Source organism: bacterium, from assembly GCA_023135785.1.
Lineage (GTDB): Bacteria > CAIJMQ01 > CAIJMQ01 > CAIJMQ01 > CAIJMQ01 > CAZNJA01.
In genome coordinates this window covers 1-3,723 of record JAGLSL010000102.1, presented here as the reverse complement: position 1 = coordinate 3,723, position 3,723 = coordinate 1, and the positions used below count along the sequence as shown (strand labels likewise).

Below are 3,723 nucleotides of genomic sequence, written 5' to 3'. Positions count from 1 at the left end.
ATTACCGTAATATTTAAAGCTGAAGCTATGTGCATTGGTCCTGTATCGTTTGTTATAAAAACTGCACACCTTTTTATTAAAGCCATTGTCTCTCTTAGCGTTGTTTTACCGCATAGATTAATGATATTATTCCTTTCGTTTTGGATTATCTCGCCCAATTCTTTTTCTTTATTGCCACCAAAAATCAAAACTTTGGCTTTGTCTGTTTTTATAATTTTATCTGCAAGTAATTGAAAATTCCTTGTATCCCACATTTTTGCGGGACCGTAACTTGCGCCGGGAAAAATACCTATAATTGGTAATTGGTAATTGGTAATTGGTAATTCGAAATCTTCTAATATAGTGTCTGCCTTTTCGATTTCTTCTGTACTCATGTAAAGAACAGGATTTTTAGGGTTTTCATTTCCGGGAATTAACTTCTTTACGAGTTTAAAATAATAATCTCTTTGATGAAGTGTGTTTAAATTTTTTGGTAGCGGAATGCTGTCGGTTAAAAATAAACTTCTCAAATCAGTTTTATAACCGATGCGTTTTTTTATTCCCGCAAGAAAGAACAGAAAAGCCGAGGAAAAAGAATTTGTAAAAAGAATACCTATATCAAATTTGGTTTGTCTTAGATCTTTAATTAGGGATATTTTCGATTTATTTAAGGAAATAACCTTATCAACTGAAGGGTGGTTCAGGAAAATCTCCTTAACCCAGTCTTTGGCAAGCACCGTAATATGAGCTTGCGGCATTTTCCCTTTAATATATTCAATGCTCGAAAGACAAAGAACCGCATCTCCAATCCAATTAGGGCTTCTGACGAGAATTTTCATAACACCTCTATTTTATCAAAAAAGATTGCAGTTTTAATTAAAAATATTTCTCCTGTTGATTTCTGATGTGTTGAGGTATAATTTATACTAAATCTGAATATATAAAAGGATAAAAGAATGCTGTCAAACACAATAAAACAACTTGTTTTTGTTTCAATGATTATTTTATGCATAGTCAACTACAGCTTTAGTGAAGAGCGAATAAAAAGTGATATGGAAGCACGTTTGGAAAAAATGGAAGAAAAGGCTCCAAACTTGTCATTGACTGTTTTTCCCGTGCTTGTTAATCAAATAGAAATCCAAAATTTGGTTCCGGGACTTGCTGAAGTAATGGCAATGTTTTTCGAAGGAACAGGTATCAAGAAGATTAAAATGAGTAAATACTCTTTCATCCCAAGCGCCCCAGAGGACGTTGAGAAGATTGCTTATGAATTTGGTGACATTATCAAACGTAAGTTAATTGATACAGACTATGCAGTCTTTGCTGAATTCATAGGAACTCAGCAATCTGGACCGGATAAAATTGTTACCATTGTGGTGGATTATTATGGAGACCCTGTATGGATTGATGTCCAAGAGAAAACAGATGAACTTGTCCAAAGCATTAAGCAATACACACCTTTGACTTGCTGTTATGTTTCTGTGGAGAAACTCCGTCTTTGCCTTGGCTTAATAGACCCAGTAAGTAAGGATGCAGTAAAAGGTGAGTGGTCAAAATATTTTAGAGAAAAGACCTCGCAAAATAAGCAGAATAATCCTTAATTGACTTCTTATGTGTTAAAGTATAAATTTGTTAACGCAGTAATAGCAATAATTTAAAAAAGGGGGGTAGAATATGAATGGTTGGACGATTTTTATAGGTATAGTTGTTTTTATATTTTTTATCGGCATCCGCATAGTTCGTCCTACGCATAGAGGATTGATTGAAAGATTAGGTAAATATAACCGTTTTGCAAATCCCGGGTTTAACTGGATTATGCCTGTTATTGAAAACATTTATCTTGTCAACGTAACAGAACAAATGATTGATGCAGAACCGCAGGAAATTATTACCAACGATAACTTAAATGCCAGAGTTGATGCGCAGGTTTATTTTAAAGTTAATCCGGATGAAGAGCATGTAAGAAACTCCCAGTATAATGTTAACCTTTATAAATATCAGATAGTTAATCTTGCGCGCACTACCTTAAGAAATATCATCGGAACGCTTACTTTAAAATCTGCCAACAGCGAAAGAGGCAAGATAAATTCCGAATTGCATAAAACGCTTCTTGAAGAGACTAAAAACTGGGGTATTACAATTGTCCGTACGGAATTAAAAGAAATAGACCCTCCAAAAGACGTTCAGGAAACTATGAATAAAGTGGTAAAAGCTGAAAATGAAAAGATAGCTGCTGTTGATTATGCTACAGCCAGAGAAACCGTCGCAGACGGCGAAAAGAGGGCGGAGATTAAGAAGGCAGAGGGTATTAAGCAGGCGCGTATTTTACAAGCCACAGGCGAAGCCGAAGCAATAAAATTAGTTAACGAAGCCGCAGAAAAATATTTTGTCGGCAATGCCCAGGTTTTAAGAAAACTTCAAGCCGTTGAAGTTTCCTTAAAAAATAATGCAAAAGTAGTTGTTCCAACAGATACAGAATTAGTCAACGTAATAGGCGAATTGGCAGGCGTGTTGCCGCTTAAAAAGAAAGAGGGATAATTAATTCTTATTTGATTTTTTGATGTGTTGCGGTGTAGATTTGTAGTGAGGGATGAAGTTATAAATGAAAAAAGATGAATATTGTATATCTTTTGATTGGATGGTCTCTAGGTCTCCTTAGTCCTTTGGTCTTAGGATGGATACAAGAGCAAAAAAGAAAAAAGGCAATTAAGAAAAGCATATTTGTTGAATTTGAGGATCTAAAGCATAGATTGGCATGTAGTATCTTTCAGGTAAAAATTCGTGCAGGTAAGATAGATAAAGTATTTCTAGGATGGATTGAACCAATTATTTGCTCATATAAAGGACCTCACAAAAATGAAAATATCTCGACGTATATAAGTAAATTAAAGAATTCAGAGGAGGCGCATTTAAAAGTTCTTTCTGAATTAAGAGCAAATACCAACAAGTCACTTAGTTTTAAAAAATATCCTTTGTATTTTTTAAATTCGCAAATAAATTCCTTGACACTTTTTATTCCTGAATTTCAACAAACCGCATTAGATATATTAACCCAATTAAACATGTTACATGAAGACATTGATAATGTTGTGCATTATCACAAGAAAACTTTTGATAGTTCGCTCACTCCAGAAAATCTTAAAAGAGTGAAAAAGAATCTGGAAATAGGTCATGAAGATTATGCTAGAAGGGCAAAAGTATTAGTTGATACAATTGACAAATTTACTTCATCTTATTAATTAATTCCTCATACAAATCTTCAGTTTCTTTAGCCATTTTTTCGATAGAGAATTGTTTCAGATATTTTTTCTGTAAAACAACCTTATTTATAATAATTTTCTGAATTTCTCGACAGTCAAATCTGCCTCTTTGATAATTTGTCTTAATGTGCCTCTGGCTATTTCTTTGTGGTTTGGGATGGTTAGGGGCTTTCTGAAGGGGTGTCTCAAGTGGATGTGACTTCCTTCTTGGTCACGGACATAGTAACCTGTCTTCATAAGTGCTTTTATTGTTTTGCTTCCTGAGATTACAGGAAGTTTGCTCATACTTTTACCTCAATAAGAGTTTCTTTAGCTTTTTTACTCTCAAAGAGCGGAAGACCGTCTTCTGCTAAACATTTTAAATGGAGTCGAATTGCTTCCTTAATGTTTTTCGATGCTTCTTTCTCCGTTTTGCCTTGAGAAATACAACCCGGCAAAGAAGGACATGTTGCCACATATATTCCGTCTTCATCTTTTTCTAACC

At 34.4% G+C, this 3,723-nt stretch carries 6 protein-coding genes; 3 read left to right on the top strand and 3 right to left on the bottom strand.

The genetic code is table 11. The features are described 5' to 3' along the window. Positions 1–818 (bottom strand): lipopolysaccharide heptosyltransferase II (gene waaF / locus KAS42_06630; protein ID MCK4905893.1); only part of this gene is annotated, 818 nt, incomplete at its 3' end. Between the two features lie 117 nt (positions 819–935). Between waaF and KAS42_06625 the strand changes: the two genes are divergently transcribed. The 3 genes from KAS42_06625 (at position 936) to KAS42_06615 (ending at position 3,218) form a co-directional block, all read left to right on the top strand. Next, positions 936–1,580: a hypothetical protein gene (locus tag KAS42_06625; protein MCK4905892.1), complete on the top strand. Its 645-nt coding sequence runs from the start codon at positions 936–938 to the stop codon at positions 1,578–1,580. Positions 1,581–1,653: 73 nt separating this feature from the next. Further along, a complete protein-coding gene (locus KAS42_06620; GenBank protein MCK4905891.1) occupies positions 1,654–2,517 on the top strand; it encodes an SPFH/Band 7/PHB domain protein in 864 nt (287 codons plus the stop codon). 74 nt (positions 2,518–2,591) lie between these two features. Further along, a complete protein-coding gene (locus KAS42_06615; GenBank protein MCK4905890.1) occupies positions 2,592–3,218 on the top strand; it encodes a hypothetical protein in 627 nt (208 codons plus the stop codon). 87 nt (positions 3,219–3,305) lie between these two features. On the opposite strand, the gene KAS42_06610 is transcribed toward KAS42_06615, so the two are convergent. Further along, positions 3,306–3,524: a type II toxin-antitoxin system HicA family toxin gene (locus tag KAS42_06610; protein ID MCK4905889.1), complete on the bottom strand. Its 219-nt coding sequence runs from the start codon at positions 3,522–3,524 to the stop codon at positions 3,306–3,308. Beyond that, positions 3,521–3,723, bottom strand: a 203-nt coding sequence (locus KAS42_06605; GenBank protein ID MCK4905888.1) for a type II toxin-antitoxin system HicB family antitoxin, incomplete at its 5' end; no start/stop codon positions are given. The genes KAS42_06610 and KAS42_06605, both read right to left, overlap by 4 nt.

Bases quoted from the DNA above. Each gene is read 5' to 3' on its own strand.
- KAS42_06625 (MCK4905892.1), top strand. From the start codon at position 936: ATGCTGTCAAACACAATAAAACAACTTGTTTTTGTTTCAATGATTATT.
- KAS42_06620 (MCK4905891.1), top strand. From the start codon at position 1,654: ATGAATGGTTGGACGATTTTTATAGGTATAGTTGTTTTTATATTTTTT.
- KAS42_06615 (MCK4905890.1), top strand. From the start codon at position 2,592: ATGAATATTGTATATCTTTTGATTGGATGGTCTCTAGGTCTCCTTAGT.
- KAS42_06610 (MCK4905889.1), bottom strand. From the start codon at position 3,524: ATGAGCAAACTTCCTGTAATCTCAGGAAGCAAAACAATAAAAGCACTT.